This window comes from Seonamhaeicola marinus, from assembly GCF_008085455.1.
In genome coordinates this window covers 367,055-391,970 of sequence record NZ_VSDQ01000577.1, presented here as the reverse complement: position 1 = coordinate 391,970, position 24,916 = coordinate 367,055, and the positions used below count along the sequence as shown (strand labels likewise).

Sequence of the window (24,916 nt, the reverse complement as noted above, 5' to 3'; positions counted from 1 at the left end):
TTGCTTTCAGTTCTGTAATTTTATAGATGATTCACAGGAATGGTAAGTTGCCGACCTTTTATAAATTAGTTGTGAATTGCTTTCAGTTCTGTAATTTTATAGATGATTCACAGGATACTTGCTATAACTAGCTGGTATCCTGTTTTTTACAAGAGTGGTTAGAATTTATTAAAATGAACCATATTTACACTTAGTACCACTACCTCCTACTGTTTTGTCATCCCTAATTAATAGCTATTCGATTTAAACATTAAAAAATAGGGTTTTGTCATATCGACAGAGCGAAGCATGAGCGACGAGATATCTCATTCAAGCGAGATTCCTCCTCGTTCCTCGTTCGGAATGACAATATCAATTTGATTATTATATGCAAAGTTGGGGTTATCAGATTTTAATATATCGAACTCACGTTAAATTAAAGTGCAATTAGATTTCAGAAGTATTTAGAATGATATAGTTACATTGCCCTATATTTATAAATAACTGATTATCAATTTTTAACATATCAAACTCTCATTAATTAAGATGCTGAACCAAGTTCAGCATGATAATAAGCCTTAAAAGAGTTCTAATTGTTGGTTTGGGATTTCTTTTTCAACCTCTTTCTGTCCATGGAATAGCTCCATCATACCAAATTGTTTATCAGTTATTTGCATGATACACACTTTTCCCTTTTTAGGTAAGGCATTTTTAGAGCGCTTAATGTGTACTGCTGCATTTTCTCTGCTCGGACAGTGCCGCATATAAATACTAAACTGAAACATGGTAAAACCATCATTAAGCAAGTTTTTCCTAAATCTAGAAGCTACTTTTCGCTCTGTTACTGTTTCGGTTGGCAAATCAAAAAATACTAAAACCCACATACATCTGTATTGATTTAATCTATTTAATCTGTTATTCATATAACACCTCCCTTACTCCCTCCTTTTTAGGAGGGAAACGGTTACTTCTAAAACTCTGGGTACAATATTTTTCTTCTCGAGCCTTCAAAACATTCATATAAACTGGCCGTAGTGCGGCTCATAGCATTCATTAATGGGCTTTGTTTACCATCTATTACCACATCTATAGCAGGAATTAATAACAAATCTGACTTAATTCTTGTATTTAGGTCTTCTATTTGGCAACCGCTTTCTATAATATCATACACCACAGCATCAACATAAGGCCTATAGGGTTCCATTATATCATCTGCCAAACAAAAAGCGTTGTACTTATTATGATGAAATATCCCAACTGAAGGCAACAAGCCGCTACCAACTAAAGCTCGTGCCGTAATAGCTCGTAAAATGGCATAGCCATAATTAAGTAAATTGTTTGGAGGAACACCTTTTTGGTTTCGGCTAAAGCCCTCTAAATCAAATAAATTTTGAAAATAATAGGCAGCAGCTATGGCTTCTTGGTTACCTAAATCTCCACTTTTCACCTCCTTAACATAACGTTTTAGGCGTAAGGCATTTTTACCTCTTGACAAAAAATGATTGGCTTGGTTATCTATTTTGGCAGTGACTGTCTGCTGCCAAAGGTTCTTTTTTAAAGGAATACTAGCATTAAGTTGATACCGTATACGTTCCGTTTGCTCTGTATGCCCCACCAAGGGTTGCAAAAAGCCACATGGCAAATGTTGTTTATCACAAGTAATCACAGCAGTTTTATTTTGCACCAACTTCATAAGCAAACCATTACTAACTGTTATTTGTGGATGCTCTAATACCACATAGCCTAAATCTTCAATAGGCAGCGTTTTCTCCACTTTCTCGTCATCAGGGAAGTTAACCACCAATTGTTGATTGCGGGTACTTAAATAGGCAGGATTACTAAAAAAAAGCGTTCGTTTTATCATAACCAACAATTAATATTCACCTACCTGAACAATTTGTCCCAAATGATTGGTTCTTACTTTTACAATAAACTCAAACTCTGAGATACTCTTAAATACTTTATAACTGGTATCTCTTAATTCTTTGTTATCATTAATCATAGTCTCCAAATGATGTCTAAAAACATAATCTCTAACAGCGGAGTTACCATATTCAACCTTTGAGAATTTTTGAACTCTAAACAAGTGAGGACTAATCAACTTAGCATTGTTTTTTTCCATTAAATCTATTTCAAAGGGATTAAATTCTTTGGATGGAAAAACGAATAATTCGTTCTGTTTCATTGAAAACAAAAACCGCCATCCTAGATGACTATTATAATCTTTATCAATTACAGTTAAACCAGAATTTACACGTTGAACAGCCTCGAAAAAAGAAACAACCCTGTCTTGAATTTTGCCTTCATAATCTATATAAATAGCCACATGATGATTATTGCCTGTACTTACAAAATCATTTTGAATAGGAGCACCTTTCTTATCTAAAATTAGATTTCCAAAATGGTCTCTCTTTTCATGTAAGGCTTCAACATTACTAACTCCCGAGATAGTTACACGTTTAATAGATATACCCTTTTCTTTATTTAGCCAAATTGGGTTTTTATCCAAATTTGAAAACGCTTCTTTAGCGTTATTTCCAAATGCCTCTAATCGATTTTTAAGTGTATCTTTAATGCCTTTATCAATAACTTTATCTACCTTCAAATCTGGCCCTATTTCTTTTCTTATAGTATAAACATCTTCAAAACACCAGATTTCTTTTAGTGGTTCATTATTAAATAATAACGGTGTTTTTTTTAATGTCTTTGTATCAAATGCAATGTCTACATTGTTATCAAACTTATTAAGATGATCTTTAATATATTGTTTGATTTTAGGGTTAATAATAGTATTAACTTGTTCTATAGTGGTACGTTTATTTAACTTAATAGGCTTATCCATTGGTTGTTTAGACCTGCCGTAAACAGTTTCCTTGTGTAACTGCCCTCTTGGAGTTAACTGAGTTTTTACTGTATAATTATCTTTTCCTCTAAGTTTTGTCTTATTCACATTTTTAGTGACTACTTTATTTTTAGTCTTGAAAGAAATTAAAATAGATTCAATATGTTCTTTTGCTTCCATTCTAAAGTTTGACATTGGGGACACAAATCGTTTCTTACCTTCTTTATTTCTATAAGTTATTAACTTTTCAATAGCCACAATATTAGAATATTTATCATGACTTTGATCTTTCCTAGCATTCAAATTATTTAAATACTGAATATGATTGTGGGTTGTAAAAGCCACCGTTAAGGCGTCCATAGCATGGTGCCTATGGTCATTTCGCTTTGTCCAATCCTTAATAACCTCTATCTTCTTATTATCTTTTCTTTCTTCAATTTCAGTTAAACCTAGCGCTCTATACTTTGATAGGTTAAGCTCTTTCATAACATTTATTAAATCCCAATCTTCTCTTAGCTTATCAGTTATCTTTCCAGAGGTTGAAACAATTGGTTCTCTGACCAATTCTTGCAACATTAACTTTGCTTTTTTAGCTATATATTGAGAGTTTCGTAAATCACGTTCTATAAATCCTTCTGTTAAATTTTGTTGACTCATTAACAGCTTTTTATACTTGCCTTTACCAATTAATCCTTTCCCTTTATTATAAAGTGATTCTACTCTATTTTGATAGTTCTCTAAATCCTTATTAAAATCACTTTCTATAAAATCGATAGCAGTCCTATCTCGCTTCTGAAGGTTTATTTTTTTAAACGCCAAAGTTTTGTTAGAAAATGAATCATCAAACAACATAGCCTTTGGAATAATATGCTCTATATCTATTTCTTTTGAAAAAAGCTTTTCTTTTGGAATATAGGTGTTTGTAAATACGGTTTTATATCCCAAATCTTTAAGTTCTTCGTATAAACGATATCTGGTAACATCTGTTTTAGTAGGGTTAGGTATTCCAAATTCATTGACAATTAATTTTTTAATGTCATTATTCTCTCTAGTTCGTTTTGAAATAAACAAGAATTCATCTTTGCGCTCTGTAGCCGACTTTTTTAACTCTCTAGCTAATTCAATTCTAACCTCATCAGGTTTGCCATAAGTTGTAATAACCTGATTAACCAAATTCACCATTTGATTTAAAATCTTTTCTACCACAGGGTTTCTTAAACTATTTTTTGGCAGTAACTCAAGTTTGGCTTTTAAGGCTCTATTATTTAATTCTTCTCTAGTTAAAAAGTTTGAATGATTATACCCGGCCATTGCACAAGCCTCAGAATATGTATTACCACTTTGTAGAAAAGGCAAAATTTTTCTAATCGCTCTAGACGATAAACTTCCATATTCCTGTTGCAACTTAACATTTGCCAACCATTTAGCATAATCTGGTTTAAAGCCATATTTTGCTTTTATTTTCTTTTTTAAAGCAACATTAGAATTACCATAAACTAATTTGTCTTCTTCACTAATTTTATGATCGTCTTCGGCAGAATATAATAAATGCCACAATTGATAACTTTCCTGTTTGTCAAACACCACTCCTTCTTTATTAGGATCAAAATCTAATATGTCTGGTTTAATCCCAATTTCAGAGAAGACGGCTTTCAATTCTTCCTTTATTTCAGGTGATGATTTTTTTGACCAATCAAAACCGTAGCCTTCGGCCTCAATTATGTCTCGATACACATCATATAAAACTTGATTCGTTCTATTACCTTCAATTTTTTCGAAATTACATTTCCAAGCAGTCAGTGTGCCCAACTCTAAATATCTTTTCAAGTTGGTAAGTATCTCTTTAGGTTTTAACTCTCCCCTTATATTCAATTCATTAAATAGATTTTGTCTTATTTCTTCTTCTAATAAAGAAACCTTAATAATTTCTTTTGTGTTATCGTTTTTAAATTCAAGATTATTAAGACTTTGCCATATTTTAAATTCTTGAAACAAAGGTGAAGACTTTGGTACAGCCTTATGATATTTCTCAAACGGACAATTAGAAATTAAATGTTTTTGAGATTTCAATCGGCGCTGATAGAAAATAATAACATCTCTTATTTCTTCTTTCAGTGTATTAGTTAAAATTGAATGATATTTTGCCTGTGTATTCCAAATTTGCTCAAACTCATCTAAATAGTCCTGACGATAAAAAACCTGATTTCTTAATGAACTGTGTGGGTCTTTATTTATTTGACCATACAAATATTGCCCAACTGTAATTTTATTAAAGTAAAGTTCTTTGCTTCTATCGCTTATACCACCTAAATAACCACTAGATTTGTTTAAATCATTGTTTATTTCTTGTAGAACAATTGCAAGATGTTCTAAATCTAATTGTGCCGTTATACCTAAACTTCGTAACTCATAACGCTTAAGTTTTTGTTCCTTAGCTTTACCTTCAAGCTTTATACCAACAATATTAAACGGCTTCTGACATATTGCCCAAGTTTGAGATTTATTCTTTCCTGCTAAAGCCTTATATAATTCGTCATTTAAAATATCAGGGTAAAAGGTTTGCTGCTTCTGCCATACGGTGTTGAATTCTGCAGATAAATCAGAACGGTAAAAATCAGGTATATTCTTTTTATCGGTTTTTAATAATTGTAGTACGTACTGCCCAGGAGTTAAGTTGCTTTCAAACATTTCCTTGGCTACTGCCATACCATCAATAGCTACACCGTCTTCTTCATTAACAGCTTTTCTACTACTCTTGTAGCCTCTTTTTTTGTTAATAGCTAACAAGACTTTGGCAAAATCTTCTAGTTCTATTCTCTCTTTGGCAGATTTCGCTCTTAATTTTAAAGTTTGATGGGTGGTTCCCTTACCTACTTCAGTAAAAAAAGTGGCACCATCAATAATATTATGTTCTTTAAGTATGTTGATTAAATACTTTCTACGAAGTTTAAAACGTTGTAGATTTCTTCTTGCCCCACGTTTTAATGTTCTATCTGCATTGACAGAAAGCGGTCTACCTTTTTCAAAGTCTGTTTTCTCATCTGTTGTTAAGGGGTTTACTCGAACTCCTAACTTTATAATTTTTGATTGCTCGTTTTTATCTTCGGCTTCATTTACCAAAGCCCACCCTATAGAGTTAGTTCCTAAATCTAGTCCTAATATTTTTTTCATTGAAAGTTAATCTCTTTATTTCCGTATACACCGTAAATTATTCTAAATTCAAATACTTTTTTTACGGAATACCGTAGTTGTTTTCTTATTTTCTTTTTATATCTTTACATTACTGAAAGCAATTCACAATAAGGATTATTCCGTTGTGAAAACATTTAAGGACGCCCTCGCCTTTCTACGGGGGCTTTTTTCTTTTAGAAATTTTGCTTTTCAAAAATTACCAACAAAAAAAGCGATTATAAAAATCGCTATTAATTCAAAGGGGTTTAAATGTAAGAATTATTTACTTAAATAAAGATGACTTTAATCACGTTTTTAAAAAATCTCCAAACTTCCCTTACCTTCCCTAACAATTAAAGGCTCATCGTTAGAAAGATCTATGACTGTAGAAGGTTCATTTCCTCCGTAACCACCATCAATTACAACATCTACAAGGTTGTCCCATTTTTCAAGAATTAGCTCTGGATCTGTAGTGTATTCTATAATCTCATCTTCATCATAGATTGAAGTCGAAATAATTGGATTTCCAAGTGCTTTAACAATATCTAAAGCTATATTATTTTCTGGCACTCTAATCCCCACTGTTTTACGTTTTTTAAACGGATTAGGTAAAGATTTTGCACCAGGAAGTATAAATGTATATGCTCCTGGTAAAGCACGTTTAAGTATCTTAAACACCGAGGTGTCTATTTGTTTTACGTAGTCACTTAAATTACTTAAATCATGACATACAAAAGAGAAATTAGATTTTTCCAATTTAACACCTTTTATTTGAGCCACACGCTCTAAAGCTTTTAAATTGGTTATATCGCACCCTAACCCATAAACCGTGTCTGTTGGGTAAATGATAAGTCCTCCACTTTTTAGAACAGCAACCACTTTATCTATCTCTTTAGGGTTCGGATTCTCTTCATATATTTTTATGTACTCTGCCATAATCTAAAATCTATATGCAAAATAACCAATATTTTTTATGTAAACACTGATAGCGGTTATGTTTTAGAAACAATAACTAAAAATTATTAAAGTTTTCTTAATTAACAAATTATAAGGATAAACTGTAACAATGTAAAATTAAATTAGTCTTAAATATATATGCTTAAGAAATCACTTTTCATATTACTACTCATTCTAAACACCAATTTCATTCAAGGAAATAATGGTAACCTAAACCCTATTTTATTTTCTAATGGCGAAAACATAAACAAATACACCACCAGAATACCATTTAAGCTTGTGGATCATTTAATGGTTGTTGAAGTTGAATTGCTAAACAAAAAAGGCAATTTTATTATAGATACAGGTGCAGAAAGTATGATTTTAAACAAAAATCACTTTCCAAAATTATATGAATACCAAAGAAAACGGTCTAACACATCTGGGGTTCTAAATGCTATTGAAGACATTCACCAAAGACGCATAAATGAGTTCGTTATACAAAATTTTAAACTGGAAAATAAAGCTTCAGATGTTATTAATCTTTCTCATATTGAAAAAACAAAAAAGGTTAAGATATTAGGCATTATTGGTTATAGCATTCTAAAAGATTACGAGGTTTTTGTTGATATGCACCTTAATCAAATAACATTAACAAAAGTTGATGCTTTTGGGAATAAACTAGATGATAAAGTGTATTTAGAAAAGATAGTTGATAGCCTTAATTTTGATTTAAAAAACCATACTATTGTTGTAAACGGTACAATTAATAACAAAAAGGTAAGACTAGGTATTGACACGGCTGCTGAGTTTAATCAAATTAATAAACGCATTCATAAAGATGCTTTAAAGTACTTTATTCCTAAGAAAAGACTCATATTAAGAGACGCTGGTAATAGAAAAACAGAAGTTTTGGCAGGGAAATTGCATCGGGTTAAATTGAGTGAAACAATTTATTTTGGTCCTATGTATACAGTGCTTACCAATCTTGTTAGAATGAATGAAGTTTTTGGAACTGACTTAGATGGTATTTTGGGGTATGAATTTTTTGCTCAAAAAAGAACCATTATTAATTACAAAAAGGGTAAATTGTACTTTATAGATTACCCAATAAAAGTCAATTGAAAACATTTATAGCATATATAAGTTTCGTTTTTACACTCTTAATTAACTTAAATTCCTTTGCTCAAAATAATAACATAGTAAAAGGTTACAAAATTGAGGGCGACAGCGTTGTATTTACTTTTGACGCTCGTGAATACTCTAAATTTACACAAGAAAACACCGGACAAATCTTAGAATTTAATGATTTTGATATTCATAATGTTGTAGTTTCCGGAAACTTTAACCTATGGTCTAGAGACCTATGGAAAATGCATAAAGTAAGCGAGCATATCTATCAACTTAAAAAAAGCATTTTAGATTTTTCTGATGAGTTTATTTACGAATTTAAATTTGTAATTAACAACAACTATTGGGCAGAACCTTCAAGATCTGATCCTAATATTTCAAAAGCTATAAAAAAGGATAAGAGATTAAAAGGTGTATATAATCTTAAACTATACACAGCTCACCCTAGTGAAAACGGGAATGCTATTTTTAAATTAAATGGCTTCAAAGACGCGAAAAGAGTCATTCTTGCTGGATCATTTAATAAGTGGCATGAATCCCTTTTTAAAATGAATAAAACAGATACGGGTTGGGAATTAGTTCTGCAAATGAAACCTGATGTTTACCAGTATAGATTTATTGTTGATGGTCATTGGATGGAAGATCCAGACAATCCGTACAAAACACGCAATGAGTTTGGAGAGTTTAATTCGGTTATTGATATAAAGGCATATACCGCATTTAAACTAAAAGGGTATACTGATGCCAAAACCGTAATTCTTTCTGGGTCATTTAATGATTGGAGCACGCGTAAATTTAAAATGCGTAAAATGGAATATGGTTGGAAGTATGTCCTACCATTGTCTGGCGGAAAACATCATTATAAATTTATTGTTGATGGCCAATGGATTGTCGATCCCAATAATAGCGTAAAGGAATACGACGGACATGGTAATATCAATTCCGTATGTATGGTGAAATAAGGTCTGTTAACCTACAACCTCCAATTTAGCAAATCTTAAAAGCAATTTTTTTACACCTACTCCCGCAAACTTTATTTCTGCTTTTGTATCGGCACCAGCACCTTCTATTTTTAGAACTTCTCCGGTACCAAAACGATCATGTTTTACCATATTTCCAACAGCAAGTTTCCCATCAAACAAGTTTGTGTTGCCTCCTGTTTTAGATACTGGTTTTAAATTTTTGGCTGGAGTTGGCGCTTGGTATTTGGCAGGTTCTTTTTTAGCACCTCCTTTTTTCAAAGTAGGCTGTTTTGCAGGTTTAAAACGTACTTTGTTATATTCTGTTTTGTGTCCGTTTGTATCCACATCACCAAAAATATCAGCACTCAACATGGGGTTTATTCGGCGTTCTTCAATTGGTGTTTGAATATCTAGATATTCCTCATCAATCTCTTCAATAAACCTACTTGGTTCAGAATCTACCAATTTACCCCAACGGTAACGCGACAAGGCATAAGTTAAATACGCTTGCTTTTCTGCTCTTGTTAACGCAACATAAAATAGTCTTCGTTCTTCTTCGAGCTCAGAACGTGTATTCATACTCATGGCACTTGGGAATAAATCCTCCTCTAATCCAACAATATAGACATAAGGAAACTCTAAACCTTTTGCTAAGTGAATCGTCATTAATGACACCTTATCGCCATCATCTTTATCATTATCTAAATCTGTAGCAAGTGCTACATCTTCTAAAAACTCGGCTAAAGAACCTGTAGCATCAGCAATTTCTTTTTGTCCTTCAACAAAATCTTGCATACCATTTAAGAGCTCCTCAATATTTTCCATTCTAGTAACACCTTCAGGCGTACCATCTTTATTTAACTCTTTTATTAAACCACTACTTTTAGTTACATGTTCGGCTAACTGAAATACATCTGCCGACTGGTTCATAACCTGATAACTCTCAATGAGCGTTACAAAATTTTGAAGCTTAGCCTTTGTACCAGAACTAACTTTAACATCGGTTTTATCGATGTTTTTCATAACTTCAAAAATAGACCTGTTATAACCGTTAGCAGCCACAATAAGCTTATCCACTGTGGTTTGTCCGATACCCCTTGGCGGGTAATTAATAACACGTTTTAAAGCTTCCTCATCCTTAGGATTAATAACCAATCTTAAATACGATAGTACATCCTTAATTTCTTTTCGCTGATAAAAGGATAAACCGCCATAAATCCTGTAAGGGATATCACGTTTACGTAAAGCATCTTCTATAGATCGTGATTGAGCATTAGTCCTATACAAAATAGCAAAATCACTATTTGGCAACTGATGATTCATTTTATTATCAAAAATGGTACTTGCCACATAACGGCCTTCATCAGCATCTGTTAAAGATCTATGTACAATAATTTTACCACCATCATCATTAGCTGTCCACACAACCTTATCTAGTTTGGTTTGGTTTTTATCAATCACAGAATTAGCGGCATTTACAATGTTTTTAGTAGAACGGTAGTTTTGTTCTAATCGAAACACCTTTACATCATCATAATCCTTCTGGAAATTTAAAATATTATTAATATTCGCTCCACGGAAGGCATAAATACTCTGAGCATCATCACCAACAACGCATATATTTTGAAATTTATCAGACAATGCTCTAACTATTAAATACTGCGAATGGTTGGTATCTTGATACTCATCTACCAAAATGTATTTAAATCTATTTTGATATTTTGCCAATACCTCTGGAAAACGTGTTAATAGTTCGTTTGTTTTCAATAGTAAATCATCGAAATCCATTGCACCTGCCTTAAAACATCGTTCTACATAGGCTTTGTAAATATCTCCCATTCGGGGTCTGCGTGCCATGGTATCAGCCTCAATAAGTTCTGGATTTTGAAAATACGCTCTTACAGTAATTAAACTGTTTTTATAAGATGAAATTCTAGACCGCACCTGCTTGTACTTGTAAATATCTTTATCTAGATTCATTTCTTTGATAATATCTCTTATCAATCTATCAGAATCTTGGGTGTCATAAATGGTGAAGTTACTTGGGTAACCAAGGCGATCTGCTTCAATACGCAAAATTTTCGCAAATACCGAGTGAAAAGTTCCCATCCACAGGTTTTTTGCTTCACTGCTACCAACAATACTTGCAATACGTTCTTTCATTTCACGCGCTGCTTTATTGGTAAAGGTTAATGCAAGAATATTAAAGGCATCAATATCTTTACTCATCATATAGGCAATTCTATAAGTAAGCACACGTGTTTTACCAGACCCCGCACCCGCTATTACAATCATTGGACCATCTATTTGAATAGTTGGTGCTAATTGCGCATCATTTAACTGACTTAAATATTTCTCCAAAATCTACAAGTAATTTAATTGGTGAAATTAACTATTGTTTCGTTCTAATTTAAGCGGATTTATAAATAATTATGAACAAAATTTTAAATATATTTAGCTTCAAAATTTGAAAAAGATATAATGGATACTTTAACTTCAATATTATCAAATATCCCTTGGTGGGCTTATATTTTAATTGTTTTGGCTCTTGTAGCTTTAAGAGATATTATTCAGAAAAAGCATACTATTAGTCATAACTTCCCTATTGTTGGGCACCTGCGCTATTGGTTAGAAAGCATTGGTCCGGAAATGCGACAGTATTTTGTTGCAAACAACAGGGAGGAGCTACCTTTTAACAGGATTGAACGTGGGTGGATTTATGCCTCTGCGAAAAAAGAAAACAATTATGAAGGTTTTGGTACAGACAGAGATATTTTTGAGCACCAGCATATTTTTATAAATAATGCTATGATGCCGTACAAGGTGGAAAAAGGGCATCCACATGCTATTGATAAAACCTTTTTACCATGCGCCAAAGTCATTGGTGCTTATAACAAACGTAAAAAACCATACAGACCCGCCTCTATTATTAACGTTTCTGCCATGAGTTTTGGTTCCTTATCTGCAAAAGCCATAGAATCTTTAAATAAAGGGGTAGCAATTGCCGATGCCTATCATAATACAGGAGAAGGCGGTCTTTCTCCTTATCATAGTAACGGCGGTGACGTTGTATTTCATTTTGGAACTGGATATTTTGGTGTTAGAGATGAAAATGGAAACTTTTCTATGGAAAAAATGAAAAAGTTGGTTGAAGAAAATCCATTTATTAAGGCCATTGAAGTTAAATTGTCTCAAGGAGCTAAACCTGGTAAAGGAGGTGTATTACCAGGAAAAAAAATAACCAAAGAAATAGCGAGTATTCGCGGTGTTGAAATTGGAAAGGATGTATTATCACCTCCTAACCATTCTGCATTTTCAACGGTGCCAGAAATGGTTGATTTTATTGAAGCTATCGCCGAGGCCACTGGACTACCGGTTGGTATAAAAGCAGCCATTGGAAAACTTGAGCAATGGGAAGAATTAGCTGATTTAATGCTTAAAACTGGTAAAGGTCCAGACTTTATTGCTGTAGATGGTGGTGAAGGCGGTACAGGCGCTGCTCCACCAAGTTTTGCAGACCATGTTTCCCTACCTTGGGTATATGGGTTTAGTGATTTATATAAGCTGTTTAAGCATAAAGGCTTAACAGAACGTATTGTATTTATAGGTAGTGGTAAATTAGGATTTCCTGCTAAAGCCGCCATGGCATTTGCTATGGGTGTAGATTGTATTAACGTTGCCAGAGAAGCCATGATGAGCATTGGGTGTATACAAGCTCAGATTTGCCATACTAACCGTTGTCCTGCTGGTGTTGCAACACAAAAGAAATGGTTACAAAACGGTATTAATGTGCCATTAAAATCTGAGCGCTTAGCTCAGTATTTCAAAACATTTAAAAAGGAACTTGTTGAAATTACCCATGCCGCTGGTCATGAACACCCTTGCCAATTTTCCATGAGTGATATTGAGATGAATGTTGATGATCATAACTTATCCAAAGAACTAAGCAGAACTTACATGTATGAGAAAGATCCCATTCCTTTTTCTGGAATGCAGGCTTTAAAAGATTGTGTATATTTGGGAGGAAACAAAACCACTAAGTCTTAACAACTATGGATATAGATAGAATTCTAGACCTATTTCTATATGCCATACCTACATTGATTACAGGTATGATTGCTTATTATTTTTTTAAAACTCATGTTAAAAATGAAGATAATAGGCGAATTTTTCTACTAAAAAAAGACTTACAAGTAAGTGCATTACCAAGACGTTTACAAGCCTATGAAAGAATGGCTTTGTTTCTTGAGCGTATTACCCCTGCTAAATTATTAATTAGGGTAAAACCTATGTCTGAAGATAAAAATGCTTATGAAGCCTTATTGCTTCAAAGTATAGAACAAGAATTTGAACACAATTTATCTCAGCAAATTTATGTAACTGATAAATGTTGGAGTATTATAATTGCTGCGAAAAATGCGACAATGCACCTTATTAGAAAAGCCAGTTTATTGGAGAAAACCGATACTCCTGACAAGCTTAGAGAGGTGATTTTAACCGAAATGATGGAACGTGAATCTCCTAGTGATGCCGCTTTAGCCTTGGTTAAACAAGAAGTCTCTGAGTTGTTTTAGTCTTCATCTAATCGTAATTCATTAGAACTTGCTTCTTCGCACTTTAGTTTAGCATAGTCAAACCCCTGTTTCCACCAAGAGGTCATTAATTTTTTATCAAAAATCAAAGCATTTTCGGTAAGTTTTGAAGAGGTGTAATACAGATTGAGTTTTACATCGTTAGCTTTTGCTGCTAATTTTCCAATGGTAATATCGTTACGCTCCATTCTGTCTAAAGCAAAACCAAATAGACTTATCATTAAAGAAAAAGGATTCTTACCAAGCACTTTATTATAATCTAAAGACTCGGCTTCTAAAACAATTGCATCTATTTCTGTTGCTCCTCTAAGAATGGCTTCTCGTATGGGCACTACACAACCTAAACCACCATCGCCATATTCATGTCCGTTTTTAGTAACAAGAGACATAAAGGGCACATAATTACAAGAAATCCAAATCCATTCACAAAACTCTTCATATGTGAAATCGTTGATAGATTTATACTCTACCCTATTTTTGGATAAATTAGAAACCGTAACAACAACGTCATCTTTTGTAGCTTTTATGATATTATAATCCTCTTGAGTGAACTTTCTCTTTATAAGTCTCTTAAGGTTTTTACTCTCTCCAAAAGTTCTTTTTTGACGTATAAATTGCCAAAGCGTGTTAATAAATGCTATAGAAACGAATTCACGTTTACCTTTTTTTCTAATTACAAAAGGGTTTACACTGAAAATGTTGTGTTGATTCACATTAGTATAAACGTCATGAAGTTTATCAATTTTTCCTGCAGCTAAATGCGGTACTAATAAACTCCCAGTAGACGTTCCTAAAAAGATATCGTAATTTCTACCATCTTCTTCAATTAAGTACTGAGCAACACCTCCAGCATAGGCGCCCTTACTACCTCCTCCAGAAATTACTAATGCTCTCATTTAAAATTTTTATTAAATATAAATAAATGAATGCTCATAGTCGAAATTTATTACTTTTTATCTTTTAAGATTAAACTTACGTTAATAAAATGTTATATTTAATGTTTTTTATCGTAATCCTACTATATGAGGAAGATCTTTTTTCTTACGTGTCTATTTTCCACTTTTCTTGGTATAGCACTCTTCGGCTTAAGCAATCATTTTCATCTTAAAAACACTAATTTAATAGATTTCTTTAAACAAGAAAATTATGCGCCATCAATTGATTTTACCTTTACTAATGATAACACCTGTTCTGGTACACCAATAACGTTTACTCCAACTGTAACTGGCGATGGGCCGTTTTCTTATAATTGGGATTTTGGAAATGGTAATACCTCCACAGAGAGCAACCCAACACATACTTTCATTAATCTAGGTTGTGGTATTCAAAACAACAATGTTACCCTTACCGTTACAGATGCAAATAATATTTCTTCCGTAATTAACAAATTTGTAACGGTTCAAGAAAAACCTAGTTTAGATTTTATCAACTTAAACGCTCCATCTAACTCTAACGCTCCGTTTGAAAAATGCGGAGACAATAATACGGATACAGAATATACCATTAATGTAGGAAACAATTCTGCATCTAGCTCATGTATAACGTCCTATAATATTGATTGGGGAGATGGCAATAGCGAAACCAACGTTACATTTCCGTTGATGCATACCTATATGCAACTAGGATCTTTTAACATGACGATAACAGGTATTGGATCTAGCGGTTGTAATAATTCAATAACTTACGTTGTTAAAAATTCTAATAATCCCATAGGAGCTCTAATTGCACCAGGGAATACCACTAATTTTTGTGTTCCTCCTCAGCAAATGAATTTTGCGATCGGCTCATGGGCACTTAATCCTTCAGATACGAATTACTTTGTAAATTATGGAGATGGTAGTACTGCCTCTTATACTCAGGGACAATTAGAGAGCTCCATTTATTACAACGCAGCCAACCCACCTGCTTCACTAGATTTCCCAATACCACACACCTATACAAGATTTAATTGTCCGGGCAGAAGCATTGTTACCTTAACCATTAGCACTTCTTGTGGGGATACAATATTAACGGCTGGACCTGTAGTTATTTTAGACGTTCCAACGGTAGGGTTTACAGCACCTAATATAGCTTGTGCAAATTCCTCAGTTTCTTTTAACAATACAACCATTGCAGGATTCACTAATGACTGTAGCACACAAAATGTTTACACTTGGGATTTTGGAGATGGTTCTCCCGTTTCTAGACAGGTGAATCCCAACCATGTTTATTCAACACCAGGAAATTACACTATAACGCTCACAGCAGAAACACCTTGTGGCTCTGGAGGTTCAACTTCGAGAACAATTTGTGTTGAGCCTATCCTACAACCTGGGTTTACATTTGGTAATGCTTGTATTAATAGTCCTTTTCAAATTACAAACACCACGGACACCAGTCAAAGTTGTGGTACCGAAACCTACACTTGGGATATGATATCCTATTCAGATAGTTACTGTGGCGAAGATCCAGAAAGTTGGTATTTTACAAGTGGTACCGGCAGAAACTCTAAGGATCCTGTTATAAATTTCAACACCCCGGGCATATACAGATTAAGACTTACCACTCTTAACTCATGTGGAGTTTACAGAAGTATAACACATACAATTCATGTTAAAAAACCAGCGGAAATAGAATTAGACCCAATTTCAGATTTTTGTGCATCCGCTACAATAAACCCTGTGGGGCGCGTCTTAGAAACATGTTCACCAAGTTCAGAAATAAGTTACGAATGGAGTTTTCCTGGTGGCTCGCCTTCTTCATCCACAAGCCTAAACCCAGGTTCAATAGACTATTCTGCAAGTGGCAGCTATACGGCTACCTTTAGTGTAACAAACAGCTGTGGTACCACATCCTTGTCCAGAACATTTACGGTAGACTTGGTATTATCACCAATAATAGAGGATAAGACTCAAGAAATGTGTAGTGGTGACACCTTTAATATCCGTCCTTTTAATAACAGCACAGACAATGTACCTAGTGGTACTACATACACTTGGACTACCCCTGTAGTTTCACCTGCAGGAGCAATTAGCGGGGCATCGGCACAGTCTTCACCTAGAAGTAACATTAGCCAAAGGCTAGTAAATACTACAAATGCGGCTGCAACTGTTACGTATACTGTTTCTCCAATAGCTGGATCCTGCCCTGGACCAGATTTTACGGTTACAATAACAGTATACCCAATAATAGACGTAGATTCAAATATTAGCGCTAGTTCATGTTTTGAATCTGATGATGGTGCTATTGATATTACAATTTCTGGAGGCATCCCTTTTTCTTCGGGGTTTCCATATACTATTACCTGGACAGGACCTAACGGCTACACAAGTACAGATGAAGACATTTCTAACTTAGAACCAGGAAGGTATTACTTAGAAATTATCGGAGATGACAATGGCTTTTGTCCTTATAGAAATACATTTACAGTAAGTGAACCTGGACCATTTAGATTTACTGGTAATAACTCAGGAGATATTTCTTGTTTTGGAGAAAATGATGGTTATATAAACCTCAATATAAGCGGAGGTAATCAACCCTATAATTATACTTGGACGAAAGACGGTGTTCCTTTTTCATTTTCTGGAGAAGATCCTCAAAACTTAGAACCTGGAGACTACACCGTATCGGTCACAGATGCTAATAACTGCGATCCCAACCCTTTAATAGATAGTTTTACAATTGAAGAGCCTCCTTTATTGCAAGTTAGTTTGGTGAACACTCCAGATATTATTGAATGCTATGGCGACTTTACTGGAGCAATTGAGGTAACAGCCACTGGAGGAAGACCATTTGGAGGTATAAACTATAGCTGGTCTTGGACAGGACCAAATGGTTATAGAAGTTTTCAGCAGAATCCTACAGGAATAGCCTCAGGAACCTACAATTTAACAGTCTCTGACAGTTCAGGGTGTAGCGCCAATTTAAGTGTATTTGTAGACCAAAACCCTCAAATTTTATTGGACTATACCGTAACTCATCTCACCTGTTACAATGATGACACAGGATCTATAGTTATAAATGGAATTTCTGGAGGCATACCTCCATATGAACCATTAATATGGAGCAACCTAGGCACAGGAATGAGGCAGGATAATTTATCTGCAGGTACGTATACGATAACCGTTACAGATGCTATAAACTGTACACGTATTTTTCCAATTACAATTAATAATGCGCCTGTTTTTGAAATAAATCCAGATGTTAATGATGTTTCTTGTTATGGAGAAAGTGATGGTTATATAAAACTAAACCTGGTTGGAGGCGAGGCTCCAGTAACCATTAATTGGGGAGATGGTGCATCATCTGGAGATGAAAGAAACAACATTGGTCCAGGGACCTACAGCGTAACTGTTACTGATGCCAAAGGATGTACTATTGAAGATGAGTTTACCATTAGGGAACCACTTGAACTAAACCTAGTTGGAATTGTTACTGACGCCCTTGATTGCGACAATATAAATAGTGGTGCAATAGATTTGGAAATTCAGGGTGGCACACCTCCTATTGCTATCAGATGGAACAATGGTTCAAGAAATGAAGATCTGGATAATATCCCTCCCGATCTCTATGTTGCCACAATTACAGATGCTAACGGATGTACTATTGAAGAAGCTTTTGAGGTAAAGCGCTTTGAACCTTTGGAAGCTCCATTTGACATCCAAACAATATTTAATTGCGACACAAGAGAAGTTGAGCAAATTTTCACTGCTCAAGTTGAAGGCGGGGTTCCTCCCTATTCATTATCATGGTCTAATACAGCTTCACCATTTGTTACCATAAGCGGATTAAACAATGAAATTATGAGAACCAATGAAAATGGCTTAGTTATTCTAACGGTTACAGATGGCTTAGGGTGCGTAAAAGATTTTTCTCTACAAGTTGAGAAACCCGTTTTAGATGACGCTCGCTTTTCAACCAGTTCTTTTGGAAACACTACTTATGGTATTTATTCTATAAAAGACCCAATTCTGTTCACTAATGAAGCAACGGGAAGTATAGAAAGTATCATGTGGGATTTTGGAGATGGTAATTTTTCTGGTGAAGAAAATCCGGAACACACGTACATTACTCCTGGAATTTATACCATAACGCAAACCGTGACCTATGAACTTGGGTGTGTGTATACTAAAACTATAAACCTCTTAATTGAAAAAGGATATAGTTTAATTATGCCTAATGCCTTTACCCCTAATAACGATACATGGAATAGTTTCTTTGCGCCACAATTCATAGGGCTAAGCGGTATGAAATTAGACATTTATAATACATGGGGAAATATTATATATTCTGAAATGAGTGATGATATTGAAGGTTGGAATGGAAAGATTAATGGTGCTGTTGCAGAAAACGGTAATTACTATTATAAATTTTCTGCAAAAACGTTTTACGGAGATATAGTAACAGCAGAAGGCCCTCTAGTTTTAATTAAATAAGCGCTCAGAATTAATGAAAATAAAAATCTCTTCTATAATCATCCTCTTTTGTCTTTGTTCCCAACTTAAAGCTCAAGACCCTATTTTTTCCCAATATTACTTAGTTCCTGAAACTATCAACCCTGCTTTTGCAGGTTTTGAAGAAGCTACTTATATGGGAATTATGCATAGAAGTCAATGGCCTAATTTAAATTTAAGAGTGGATACGGAGTATGCTTTTGTAAATACTTGGGTTGAAACAATGAACAGTGGTATTGGAGCAAGTATAATCAATCAACATGAAAATATTACAAATTATAATCATTTTCAGTTTAATGCTAACTATGCCTATGTAGTAAGGCTTTCTAATGATTGGTTTTTTAGACCTGCATTAGAAGTTGGGTACGGGAGAAAATCATTCAATTTTAAAAATTTGGTACTTGCAGATCAAATAAATATTAATGCTGAGAGTATTAATCCTATTTCTAGAGACCCTTACGCTTTAAATACCAATAGAAATTTAAACTTTTTAGATTTTTCGGCAGGTTTTGTTTTCGACAAGAAAAACATAAGAAACGATACCGATTTGTGGTTAGGAGCAGTTGTTAAACACCTAAATAGACCTAATATTTCATTATTTGAAGGTGAAAATCTTCCTCTTGATATTTTTTATTCTGTACATGGAGGTTATAGATTTCCATATTTTGACTATTATAAGATGCTCATTTCTGCAAATTATATGCAACAAGGTGAATTTAACAGATTAGACATTAGTTCTACGGTACAAATTAATAAATTACTTTTAGGCTTAACTGCAGTTACAAATCCGGCTAAAAATGGAATTAACAGCCATTTATTAACCTCCGTAAATGCCTTTCTAGGGCTAGAACTTGAAAAACTAAGATTTGGATTTTCTTATGACTTCAACACCTCAAAAATTGGAAGAACAGATGGGGTGTATGAACTTTCTATTACCTATTTAACAGGCTGCCTAATTTGCAGAGACCCAGCAAGATTAGAACGAAGAAAATAATATTTAGAAGGCAAACGCGAAGAGATTAGATAAAACATCCTTGCGAGAAAAAAAGCAAATGCCTAATCTATCTGTTCAAGTAAACGTTTTGCAAATTTATTAAATCGCCAATTATGATGTTTAGTAGCTTGTTTTAGATTTTCTTTACAAGTACTTCCGCATGCTTGAATTTGGCTTAAATATTGAAATGCGTTTTGACGTACTTCAAATCCAAATTTAGAACTCGTATAGCTTGTTAACTCATCAAAATATCCTTTTTTAAATTCTACTTGATACTCTTCTGTAATTAAAGCTAATGTTAACCAAAGCATTCTAACATTTTTATCATTAAATCCAATAATTCCTTTGGTTTTATCTAAGTATTTCGATCTGTCTTCAGGAAAGTTTCGCCATAAATTAAACAAAGCAGCCTCAATAGTTAGATATGATTTATCTTCTAAAAGCGATTCATAATCTTTTTTTAATTCCGCAGGAATCTCGGTTAAGTTTTGCGCTATGGCTTGTCGAACTTTTATATTTTTCGATTGAAAACCAGCAGAATATAATTCATTTCTATCTACTAAAGAATCCTTGACTAGATCATTAAATAAGCCCCTCTTAGTATAACGGTTTACTTTCTCATTTAACTTTTTTATTTTCAAGGCGTTTCTTTCTTTTTGAAATTTTAGTAAATCAACACCTGAAGGACAATCTAAAGTATATATTTCTATTTTCTCATAGATTTTCCTGTATTTCATAAGCAAACTAACATCTTCGAGAAATTTATCTCCGCTAGAAATCAATAAATTCTCTTTAAAATTATTCAAATCCTGCCCACTATACTTTTCAACTTCGCTTATAAAATCATTAGTCTCAACGTTTTTAAACTGGTGTTTTTCCAAATAATTTTTTACAGCTGCTTTAAAAGCCTTATCCCCAACCTTTTCTCTTAGTATATGCAACACCCAACATCCTTTTTTATAAAACGTAATACTGCTAGACATGGGATCCAATAGAGAGGTGCTTTTCCCTGCTTTATCCTGTTCTAAAATTTCTTGGGCATATTCGTATAGTTGCCAGTAAAAATAATCTTCTCCAAACACTTCTTTTTCTGCTAAAAGCGCATAATACGTTGCAAACCCCTCATGCAACCAATGGTGGGTCCCTGAAGTTTCGGTTACTAAATTACCAAACCATTGATGTGCTAGTTCATGCGCATTAACATTTACATAATTCTTATCTACAAAAGCAATTGAATCTATCACAAAACTATCTGCAAACAAAGTAGTTCCTGTATTTTCCATACCCGCATATAAGAAGTCTTTTACTGGCACTTGTTTATAGTTTTGCCACGGATAAGGCATACCTATTTCTTCCTCTAAAAAATCGAACATTTGTTTGGTATAGCGATAGGTTGGTTCAAATTTCAAAGAATCTTTTGGGTAGTAATACATTTCTAAGGGAACGCCACTTTTTGAATAGTCTACTTTTTTATCATATTTACCTATAGCAAGAGCTACCAAATAACTACACATTGGTTTTTCCATATTGTAGTGCCATTCAATTGCATCTGGATAAACAATCTGATTTTCTAATTCACCATTGCATATCACCTGATATTCCGAATGGTATGTAACCTTTAAATCAAATTCAATTTTATCATTCATATCATCAATTGACGGTAACCAATTGCTGGTATATTTCCCTTGACCTTGGGTCCAAATCTGCTGACCAAATTGACTATCTTCAAATTCAATAAAGTATAGCGCCTTTTTGGGTTTAGTATGAAATATGACGTCTATTTTATGTCTTGTATTCGTTTTGAAATCATGTTTTACAATGAGTTGTTTTCCATTATACAAACTATCGGTAAACGCATCATTTAAGGTATATTGAATTGACTCAAAATTTTTAGCATCAATAAAAATAGAATCAACATTTTTTAAAATTTCAAATTCATAGGTAACTTTTCCATGCACACTTTTTTCAAACAAATCTCTTAAATCAATTTTCACCTCAGATTTTATAAAATCCACGTAATCCGTTTGTTGAGAAAAACCCAATGCGTAAACAAAAGTAACTATGAACAACAGTTTTATTTTCATACAGTGAATATAGCAAACTTTAATCCAAAATGGCATTTGCGTTTTGTTTTAAATGATTTAATTTAGTTTTATGAATCCGCAGTTTTTACAAACTCCCATAGAATACCTTAAAGGTGTTGGTCCCAATAGAGCAGACTTGCTTAAAAAGGAGTTAGGTATTCATACATTTCAAGATTTAATCAATCTATTTCCGAATAGATATATAGACCGAACGCGATATTATAAAATCAAACACATACAACAAAGCAATGCAGAAATTCAAGTAGTTGGTGTTATTAAAAGTTTTAGGGAAGTTGCTCAAAAGCGAGGTAAACGCTTGGTCGCTACGTTTCAAGATGACAGCGGAACTATGGAACTGGTTTGGTTTAGAGGACAAAAATGGATTAAAGACAGTCTAAAACTAAACACGCCTTATGTGGTTTTTGGGAAAACCAATTGGTTTAATGGTAAATTCAGTATACCACATCCAGATATTGAAACTACCGAAGAACACAAAAAAGGATTAAGTTCTGGCATTCAACCCATATATCCATCTACCGAAAAACTATCTAATAAAGGCATTAGCAATAGAGTTATTGGCAAAATTGTTCAAAATTTATTTTTAGAAACCAAGGGTAATTTCACAGAGACCTTATCTCCAGATCTAGTTTCAGAACTACAATTATTATCAAAAAAAGAAGCCCTTTTAAATATTCATTTTCCGAAAAGTCAAAAACTACTTTCCAAAGCACAAATGCGATTAAAATTTGAAGAGTTATTTTTTATTCAGTTGCAATTAATTCTTAAAAATTTAATTCATAAATCTAAAATTAAAGGCCATACTTTTGATAAAGTTGGCACCTATTTTAATACCTTTTTCCAAGAGCATTTACCCTTCAATTTAACCAATGCCCAAAAGCGTGTCCTTAAAGAAATTCGATCTGATTTAGGAAGTAATGCCCAAATGAACCGCTTATTACAAGGTGATGTAGGTTCTGGAAAGACCATTGTGGGCTTCATGTCAATGTTAATGGCACTTGACAACGGTTTTCAAGCCTGTTTAATGGCGCCAACTGAAATTTTGTCAGTTCAACATTACAATGGACTTTTAAAATGGTGCAAAACACTGAATATCAACATTAAAATGTTAACAGGTTCAACAAAAACTTCAACAAGAAAAGAAATTCATGAATCTCTAGAAAATGGTGATTTACAAATTTTAATTGGCACACATGCCCTATTAGAAGATAAAGTAAAATTCAAAAATTTAGGCCTAGCCATCATAGACGAACAACATCGTTTTGGTGTAGCGCAAAGAAAAAAACTTTGGGATAAAGGCGGCCCTCCTCGATCCTCCCGTAGGGAGGAAGCCATAGCTGTACGTAAAAAATATATGACTGCTAGACCTTCTACTTACAAACTTCTTAAAGAATTACAAATAGAGAACAAAAAACACGCTACTGAAGCTGAACGTGTATTATGGGAATGCTTAAGAAACAAAAAATTAGGTCTTAAATTTCGAAGACAACATATTATTGATGAATTTATAGTTGATTTTCTGTGTATTGAAAAGCAACTAATAATTGAAGTTGATGGAGGTTACCACAAAACAACAGAACAAAAGGAAGCAGACGAACTAAGATCTCAAATACTTAATGAAATTGGATTTAAAGTAATAAGATTTACAAATGAACAAGTAATTGGAGACATTGATAATGTCTTAGGTTATATACAGAAAACACTAAATAGCCTCCCCTCTGGGGAGGTTGGTGGGGCTTATTTCCCCCCTCACATCTTAGTTATGACTGCCACACCTATTCCAAGAACCTTAGCAATGTCTGTTTATGGCGATTTAGATATTTCTATTATTGATGAACTACCACCAGGAAGACAAGCTATAAAAACAGTGCATCGCTATGATAAAAACCGACTCAATGTTTTCAGGTTTATTAGAGATGAAATTAAAAAAGGTAGACAAGTTTACGTAGTATATCCATTAATTCAGGAAAGTGAAAAAATGGATTATAAAGATTTGATGGATGGCTATGAAAGCATATCTAGAGACTTTCCAATGCCTGATTATCAAATATCCATAGTACATGGCAAAATGAAACCTGCAGACAAGGATTATGAAATGCAGCGTTTTGCTAAAGGTGAAACCCAAATTATGGTAGCTACTACAGTAATAGAAGTTGGCGTAAATGTTCCAAATGCCTCAGTAATGATTATTGAGAGTGCCGAACGCTTTGGATTATCACAACTACACCAATTACGTGGTCGTGTTGGTAGAGGCGCAGAACAAAGCTATTGCATTCTTATGACGAGTTACAAGCTAAGTAATGATAGTAAAACACGCTTAGAAACAATGGTTAAAACAAACGATGGTTTTGAAATAGCGGAAGTCGATTTAAAACTTAGAGGTCCGGGAGATGTAATGGGAACACAACAAAGCGGTGTCTTAAACTTAAGGATTGCCGATATTGTAAAAGATAAAGATGTACTTCAACTTGCAAGACACTATGCTAAAAAAGTATTAAAAGAAGACCCGTCGCTTTCTAAAGAGGAAAATCAAAGCATCTTAAACACCTACAGAGCTCTTTCAAAATATAAAAACATCTGGAACTATATTAGTTAAAAACCCAACCATTTCTGGTTGGGTTCTCACTTAGCTGTTCGTTGTTTGACTAATGGTATTTGTTTGTTTTTCTTTTCCTTAGATTTCAATACCAAAGTAATCACTAAATCAATACACACACGTTAGAGTTTTGTTAAAGAATATAGGCAATATGTTAATTAACATTTCTCAAGTAAACT

At 33.7% G+C, this 24,916-nt stretch carries 14 protein-coding genes; 7 read left to right on the top strand and 7 right to left on the bottom strand.

Annotated elements, in window-relative coordinates:
- Positions 1 to 557: 557 nt before the first annotated feature.
- From cas2 to FUA24_RS10040, 4 genes are all read right to left on the bottom strand, one after another.
- A complete protein-coding gene (gene cas2, locus FUA24_RS10055) occupies positions 558 to 902 on the bottom strand; it encodes a CRISPR-associated endonuclease Cas2 (protein ID WP_148541932.1) in 345 nt (114 codons plus the stop codon).
- A gap of 47 nt (positions 903 to 949) precedes the next feature.
- A complete protein-coding gene (cas1, locus tag FUA24_RS10050) occupies positions 950 to 1,843 on the bottom strand; it encodes a type II CRISPR-associated endonuclease Cas1 (protein WP_148541930.1) in 894 nt (297 codons plus the stop codon).
- Between the two features lie 9 nt (positions 1,844 to 1,852).
- The gene (gene cas9, locus FUA24_RS10045) at positions 1,853 to 5,992 is read right to left on the bottom strand and encodes a type II CRISPR RNA-guided endonuclease Cas9 (RefSeq protein WP_148541928.1); all 4,140 of its coding nucleotides are present in this window, start codon (positions 5,990 to 5,992) and stop codon (positions 1,853 to 1,855) included.
- A gap of 315 nt (positions 5,993 to 6,307) precedes the next feature.
- The gene (locus tag FUA24_RS10040; RefSeq protein WP_148541926.1) at positions 6,308 to 6,928 is read right to left on the bottom strand and encodes an L-threonylcarbamoyladenylate synthase; all 621 of its coding nucleotides are present in this window, start codon (positions 6,926 to 6,928) and stop codon (positions 6,308 to 6,310) included.
- 159 nt (positions 6,929 to 7,087) lie between these two features.
- On the opposite strand from FUA24_RS10040, the gene FUA24_RS10035 reads away from it, so the two are divergent.
- Together FUA24_RS10035 and FUA24_RS10030 are read left to right on the top strand one after the other, a co-directional pair.
- A complete protein-coding gene (locus FUA24_RS10035) occupies positions 7,088 to 8,053 on the top strand; it encodes a pepsin/retropepsin-like aspartic protease family protein (RefSeq protein ID WP_148541924.1) in 966 nt (321 codons plus the stop codon).
- On the top strand, positions 8,050 to 9,021 hold the full coding sequence (locus FUA24_RS10030) for a hypothetical protein (RefSeq protein ID WP_148541922.1): 972 nt from the start codon (positions 8,050 to 8,052) through the stop codon (positions 9,019 to 9,021). The genes FUA24_RS10035 and FUA24_RS10030 overlap by 4 nt, the downstream gene beginning before the upstream one ends.
- Positions 9,022 to 9,027: 6 nt before the next feature.
- On the opposite strand, the gene FUA24_RS10025 is transcribed toward FUA24_RS10030, so the two are convergent.
- Positions 9,028 to 11,382, bottom strand: a complete 2,355-nt coding sequence (locus FUA24_RS10025) for an ATP-dependent helicase (RefSeq protein ID WP_148541920.1) — start codon at positions 11,380 to 11,382, stop codon at positions 9,028 to 9,030.
- A 120-nt stretch (positions 11,383 to 11,502) separates the two neighbouring features.
- Here FUA24_RS10025 and FUA24_RS10020 point away from each other — a divergent pair, with 120 nt between their 5' ends.
- Both FUA24_RS10020 and FUA24_RS10015 read left to right on the top strand, forming a co-directional pair.
- Positions 11,503 to 13,068, top strand: a complete 1,566-nt coding sequence (locus FUA24_RS10020) for an FMN-binding glutamate synthase family protein (protein WP_148541918.1) — start codon at positions 11,503 to 11,505, stop codon at positions 13,066 to 13,068.
- Positions 13,069 to 13,073: 5 nt separating this feature from the next.
- Positions 13,074 to 13,595: a DUF7935 family protein gene (locus FUA24_RS10015; protein WP_148541915.1), complete on the top strand. Its 522-nt coding sequence runs from the start codon at positions 13,074 to 13,076 to the stop codon at positions 13,593 to 13,595.
- On the opposite strand, the gene FUA24_RS10010 is transcribed toward FUA24_RS10015, so the two are convergent.
- Entirely contained in the window at positions 13,592 to 14,509 is a 918-nt protein-coding gene (locus FUA24_RS10010; protein ID WP_148541913.1) for a patatin-like phospholipase family protein, read from the bottom strand. The genes FUA24_RS10015 and FUA24_RS10010 overlap by 4 nt on opposite strands.
- A 126-nt stretch (positions 14,510 to 14,635) precedes the next feature.
- Here FUA24_RS10010 and FUA24_RS10005 point away from each other — a divergent pair, with 126 nt between their 5' ends.
- Positions 14,636 to 19,027 (top strand): PKD domain-containing protein, encoded by a 4,392-nt coding sequence (locus FUA24_RS10005; protein WP_148541911.1) that lies wholly within the window; start codon positions 14,636 to 14,638, stop codon positions 19,025 to 19,027.
- Positions 19,028 to 19,040: 13 nt separating this feature from the next.
- Complete coding sequence (locus FUA24_RS10000; protein ID WP_148541909.1) at positions 19,041 to 20,039, top strand: PorP/SprF family type IX secretion system membrane protein; 999 nt, start codon at positions 19,041 to 19,043, stop codon at positions 20,037 to 20,039.
- Between the two features lie 62 nt (positions 20,040 to 20,101).
- Here the strand turns inward: FUA24_RS10000 and FUA24_RS09995 are convergent, their stop codons facing one another.
- Positions 20,102 to 22,054 carry a M1 family metallopeptidase gene (locus tag FUA24_RS09995; RefSeq protein WP_246147010.1) on the bottom strand — a complete coding sequence of 651 codons (1,953 nt, stop codon included), beginning with the start codon at positions 22,052 to 22,054 and terminating at the stop codon, positions 20,102 to 20,104.
- A gap of 139 nt (positions 22,055 to 22,193) precedes the next feature.
- On the opposite strand from FUA24_RS09995, the gene FUA24_RS09990 reads away from it, so the two are divergent.
- Positions 22,194 to 24,737 (top strand): DUF559 domain-containing protein, encoded by a 2,544-nt coding sequence (locus tag FUA24_RS09990; RefSeq protein ID WP_148541904.1) that lies wholly within the window; start codon positions 22,194 to 22,196, stop codon positions 24,735 to 24,737.
- Positions 24,738 to 24,916 lie beyond the last annotated feature (179 nt).